This is a genomic window from Streptococcus infantis ATCC 700779, from assembly GCF_000187465.1.
Taxonomy (GTDB): Bacteria; Bacillota; Bacilli; order Lactobacillales; family Streptococcaceae; genus Streptococcus; species Streptococcus infantis.
The window spans coordinates 1,817,451-1,822,295 of record NZ_GL732439.1 but is presented as its reverse complement, the minus strand read 5'-3'; the positions used below and the strand labels follow the sequence as shown (position 1 = coordinate 1,822,295).

The following is a 4,845-nucleotide window of genomic DNA, read 5'->3' as shown; positions in this document are numbered from 1 at the left end:
AAAAGCCCTCCTTCGTATGTAGTAGCTTATCGATGAAATTTCCCAAATTATTAATCTGACTTTGGCACCAACCAATAATGCCATTTTCTTCGTTCTTTTTGTTCTCTAATCTAGTGATTTCATCACAGATGGCATCATAGAAGGTATTCATCTCTGTTTGGAAATTTGTATACTCGGTGGAGAAGGTCTCCCACTGCTTGAGGAAGGCATCTTTTTGTTTCCCATGCCAATTACTTATATTCGTTAGAAATAAGAAATTTTAAATACTCGTAATCTAAATTAGTAATCAATGGATATAAATTCAAATTTTTGCTTTTTCAAGTTCCCCATTAATTATTTTCTTCAATATTTTTATTTATTGTTTATTTCGTAGATAATTAGAAATAAACTCGTATTCGTACCATTTGATTAAAATTTTTTTTAATCATCAAGAATTGAAAAATTATATTTATTTTTATAACGCTGATTGAAACGAACAACTACTTTCATAGGTTCTTTTTTGGTTAATCCATTATTAAAAGTTATACTTTTCGTTAATTCTTCCCGAAATTTTTTTATTCCAGATGCTATTTCAGCTACTAATTTTGAAGTATCAATTTTAAAAGTGGCAATACCCTTATCTTCCATAAAGAGTATTGAATCGAAAAATAATATTGAAATATACAAATCCGTAGCCGAACTCTTTGTCAATTTAATTAAAGAGTTCTCTAACAATAATTCAATGTTTTTGATATCACTTTGATTATAAAAATATTCAAACAGCACCTGGTTAATATCTGTAGGGAAAACATCTGGAACAAAAGTAGGGGGTTCAATCCGATACTTTTGCCTTCCACGAAGTATATCTTCAACGTTTCCTTCTTTTATAGCTTCTAAAATTTTAGTTCTAAAATTCATTGCTTCTCCCCTCAATTTATTTTATTCCTATCCTACTAACTCTAGTCTTATCTAATGGAACTGTATTTAAAATAGCTTCAGGAACTCCACCTGAAGTTTCTCCCCCAGGTATCCATAGTGAGTTTGCTCCTGTCTCATTCCCGCTAGGAAGTCTTAAATCTAAATCACTCAAATCTTCTATATCAATTCTAACTAAACCACCCCCATATTTAAAATAACCTTTAGGAAACCCTAATTTTTCCTCAATATAGTTGATGTTCCCGTTAGAATTTTTAATAACCTTATCAGCGTACTTTGTTGGCATAACAAAAAGTGTATTGTCATCAGGTACACCAACAAAACTGTTAGCTTCTGAGTAGTTTGTATAAGCCCACTCGGTCTGAATAACTGTTGCTCCCTCATCGAATTCTGCAAAATGTTTTGTAAGATATTCCGAATTCACATATGTTTTTGGATCTGGTCTACTCCCTTTAGGTATTTTTAATATTGGCTCATTCCAATAATTTTTGTACCTAATTTCTTCAGCTAAGGCATATTCCTTCGCCGCGTACTGTTTAAAATTCGAACTTTCCCTTGCAAGCCTGCTTTCTTCTATATTTCTTAGAATTTGTTCTCTGTTATACTTCGGTACTTCGACATCTACCTTCACCTTCGGAAGTTCCCGACTAACTAATGGGGGTTTGTTTGAGCTTCGTTGGAGTTTCTCCTTCGCCAAATATTGGTCAAAGTTACTGGATTCCCTAGCAAGTTTGCTTTCCTCTATATTCTTCAGGATTTGTCCTTTGTTATACTTCGGTACTTCGACATCTACCTTCACCTTATTGAGACTAAACTTGCTGGCTGCTGAAGAAGCCGCATATCCTCCTAAGATATTCCCAATAAAGTTTGCGGTTTGGGCGTCTTCTTCGCTTCCACCCGCAAGCTTGGTCACATGGTAAGCAGTCTGACCCGCTGTATAAGCGCCTGCTTCCCCTATCGCAAACTCTGTCAAGCCTTGCACAACACTCTGGGTCTTCCCTATAGGAATCATGATGGCACTCGCTGTCACAAAGACATTCCCAACCTCGTGATACAGCTTGTCATTTCCCATGAAAGCTGTATCTCTGATGAGATTAAAGGATTTCGTCTGGATATCCCCTGCATTCCCAAGTTGAATATTATGAATCCCTTCTCCTGCATTAGATAACCCATAGACACTCGTCCCAAAACCCACGACACCGCCTGCAACAACTAAAGGAGTCGCAGCACCCATCGTTGATACAATCGCTATAATACCAATCACTGCTGTGAATACGCCAACACCCAAGTCTATCCAACCCTTCTTGGCGCGATCCTCGGCAGCCAAGGCCTCAAATCGGACCTTGTCCCTCTCCTGGGCTGCTTTCACGCGTTCAACGCGACTCTCCATCTGCTTGGCTGCTTGGTCATAAGCGATCGCAAAGCGTTGGACAGATTTGAGCTTACCAAAGTCTCCCGACTGATAGGTCCCGACATTGCGAGATTTTCCTGAATGTTCTGCGATCAAGGCCTTAGTCGCCGCCAAGAGTTCCTTAAAGGCCGCTAAATCCTGACTCGAATGGCTGCTCTCATATTGAGTGATGGAGGTATCCAAGTTCTTAATCTGATTCATGAGGAAGTTGTAGTTCATGATCGTACTGGTATGACTAGTTCCCTCATAACTCACCAAGTCAGAAATATCACTCTTAGTCGTCTTCAAGAGTTCTATCTCGGGCTTTAATTTGTCCCTCGAGCCCTTTAAATCACTATGAAGACGTGTAAACTCCTTACCAGGTAGTTTTGTATGCAGGAAGCTATCTATCTGGTAGTAGCCATCCTTGTACAGTAGGAGGTTGGTTGAGTAGTCATTCATCAAATTGGCCAGTGTCTGAAGGAGAGTCCCATGTACCTCTACTAGGTAATTGCGCATACTCGAGATAGCCTGACCTTGGAGGTTTTGATTCTTTATGAAGTCGTTCATAGCCTTGTTTAGACTAGACATGGACTCTCCCCATGCATTCATCGTCTTTTGAGTTTCCACTTGAACAGAGGTGATATCATCAAATTTTATATTATAACTCATGATACCTCCCTACTGCAAACCAGGAAACATGTTTTGACCCAAGACACTATCAGTTCGGTACATCTCTTTCCCTGTAGCCGTCATCAAAGCGAGATCTGCTCCCAATAGAGCCGTGTAGGACTTCACCAGCTGATGGAGTTCGTTGAATTGTTCCTGGTATAAATCTAATCCTTCTCCATTATACCATAAAAAGAGAGCGTTTCCGCTCCCTTTTTTACTCTGGCAATTCTACCTTCAAGCTCATATCCGTTGGTTGTAATACCTTCTGAACTGCTGCGAGAAAAGCTAGTCCATTATCAGATGGAGAATATTGGAAAGTAATTTGGATGACTTTTTTATCAAACTTATCACCATATCGCTCCACATACTGCTTGCTTTCGAGGAAGTGAATGTAATTGTTAATTTTTTCCTGCAAAACTTCCAGATGTACTGCTTCTATCTCTTCCTCCCAGCCAACTGGATCCACCAGAAGAAGTTCTAAATGACTATCAACTGTACCAATTGCGTCAAGTTCGCTAGGTTTCAATTTTGAAGCGATGGCTTGGGTGACAATTTGAGTAAACTCTTCTGCTGAAAAAAGACGACGACTATTTTTGGGATTTTTTAGAATAAAGGAAGGATTATTCTCAATGAAAAGTTTACTAGATTCATCTTGTGTATATTGCTTTTTTGATTTCCAAAAACCATACTGCGCATAATTCATCAACTCTTTGCCAGTATGTTCTCCCATAATATAGCTATCGGCAGCTTCTTTGGGGATTTCTTGAATCACTTCTGGGCAGGTAATATTAAAAGTTGGATAACGCAAGAAATACTTATCACCATCTTGACAGATTTCCAACATATCTTTTTGACTTACATAAATTGATTCCATTCTCATCTCCTTTGTTACTTACCAAATGTCTACTAATGTTAACTTATCTTTTGGAACTGGGTCGATTACTGCTTCAGGAACTCCTCCAGGGTATGTTTTTCCTCCTGGTCGCCACTGTGGATTGGCACGTGATCCTCCCTCATTTCCATCAGGAATTCTGTAATTATGTACTTCCTGCGGAAGTACCATTTTAGGAGAGTCTCCTAGACTTCCCTCATCAAGCCCCAATAAAGCCTCTAACTTCCTTGGATTTCCATCCGCCTCTTTAATCATAGCCTTTGCTACATCTTTTGGAAAAACAAAAGCTCCATCTTCTCGACCAAAATTACCAAATTTCTGGATGAAGAAATCATCTTTCACAAAGGCTGCAACTCCATCATCAAATAATCTTTTATGCTGTTCCAAATACTCCATTGGTAAATAATCTTGTGGATTAGGACGTACAATGCCTTTTTCAATATCAGGAACAACTTCAATGATATTATTTATCTCTGACTGGGTTAACCCATTTTTTGGAAATTCATTTAGATATTCATTCCATTCAGGAGAGAACTGAGTTTTCACCTTATTGAGACTAAACTTGTTAGCTGCTGAAGAGGCTGTATACCCTCCTATCAGATTCCCTAAAAAGTTTGCGGTTTGGGCGTCCTCTTCGCTTCCACCCGCAAGCTTGGTCCCGTGATAGGCAACCTGACCAGCTGTATAAGCTCCTGCTTCCCCTATCGCAAACTCTGTCAAGCCTTGCACAACACTTTGGGTCTTCCCTATAGGAATCATGATAGCACTCGCTGTCACAAAGGTATTCCCAACATCATGATACAACTTGTCATTTCCCATAAAAACTGTATCTCTGATAGGATTCTTTGCCTTGGTCTGGATATCCCCTGCATTTCCAAGTTGAATATCATGAATCCCTTCTTCTGCATTAGATAACCCATAGACACTCGTCCCAAATCCCACGACACCGCCTGCAACAACTAAAGGAGTCGCAGCA

At 39.2% G+C, this 4,845-nt stretch carries 3 protein-coding genes and 1 pseudogene; all 4 read right to left on the bottom strand.

The genetic code is table 11. The features are described 5' to 3' along the window. Nucleotides 1–420 precede the first annotated feature (420 nt). Entirely contained in the window at nt 421–897 is a 477-nt protein-coding gene (locus HMPREF9423_RS11295) for a hypothetical protein (RefSeq protein ID WP_006149478.1), read from the bottom strand. Nucleotides 898–913: 16 nt separating this feature from the next. Further along, nucleotides 914–2,977, bottom strand: coding sequence for a T7SS effector LXG polymorphic toxin (locus HMPREF9423_RS12155; RefSeq protein WP_006149477.1), 2,064 nt, complete (start codon nt 2,975–2,977; stop codon nt 914–916). Between the two features lie 214 nt (nt 2,978–3,191). Next, nucleotides 3,192–3,851: a DUF6572 domain-containing protein gene (locus HMPREF9423_RS11285; RefSeq protein ID WP_006149476.1), complete on the bottom strand. Its 660-nt coding sequence runs from the start codon at nt 3,849–3,851 to the stop codon at nt 3,192–3,194. A gap of 18 nt (nt 3,852–3,869) precedes the next feature. Continuing rightward, nucleotides 3,870–4,845, bottom strand: a pseudogene (locus HMPREF9423_RS12710) (T7SS effector LXG polymorphic toxin); the annotation flags it as partial.